This is a genomic window from Vibrio thalassae, assembly GCF_900089835.1.
Taxonomy (GTDB): Bacteria; Pseudomonadota; Gammaproteobacteria; order Enterobacterales; family Vibrionaceae; genus Vibrio; species Vibrio thalassae.
Window position 1 is genome coordinate 1 of the sequence record NZ_OANU01000050.1, and the last position, 896, is coordinate 896.

1 protein-coding gene is annotated in these 896 nt (G+C 45.2%); it reads left to right on the forward strand.

Annotated elements, in window-relative coordinates; all coding sequences use genetic code 11:
• The coding region (locus VTH8203_RS14310; RefSeq protein WP_158296148.1) for a hypothetical protein at positions 1-896 on the forward strand (896 nt) is incomplete at both ends.

The following is an 896-nucleotide window of genomic DNA, read 5'->3' on the forward strand; positions in this document are numbered from 1 at the left end:
CGGCGCAGCTAATGGAGCAAGTCATATCACAACGAGTGCAGATAATGCCCACTATTTACGTTTACAAATAACGTTAAATGATGGCCCTGCGGTACTTAATCCACGTTTCAGTAACCAAACAAATAAAGTCAAAACTAATACCGCTACCGCACTAGAAACCTTGGTACTTGATTATGATCCGAACTCAACAAGTTATCACTTATCAGAACGATCAGTATTATGGCTCGATAAATACCTTTTAAGTAACAGCTTATCGATTCAAAGCTATCAATGGTATCGCATGCCTGCCGGTGGCGATTTAATAAACAACGGCGAAGCCATTAATGCAGCAACTGCCGATAACTACACCCTCGATCCGTCCAGTGATGTCGATTTTGAACATCAATTAGTCGTATCTCTAAGTAATAATGTCGATGTGTATTCAGAGCGCACGGCTCAGTGGCAAAATAATAGTGTAGATCCAACTGAAACTAACCAAAGTGAACGTTATTACGATGTTGTCACCATTAATAATGGCACCACGCCACTGCAAGATGGTCAAACAGTAACGGCTCTGCTCTCAGGCAGTTCGCTGGTCAAAGACACAATGCCACTAGGGGTTTCTTACCAGTGGCAAAGCCGAACAACCGGGTCGAATGGCATCTGGAGCAACATCGGACAAGATAACGCCTCTTATAAGCTATCGAGCAACGAGAACGGACAAGATATCCGTGTCTTAGTCGCACGCTCTGATGCAAGTGGTGCAATATTGCCTCAGCTAATCTCCGATGAGCGCAGTGTGTCGTCCACAGTTAGTGCTTTAACGCCATGGCAAGTGAGTCTCACACAAGCCTCTGAGTACGTGGTCAATCAGCCAATCTCAGTCAGCCATCGCAGCACTAGCGATACCGTGACCT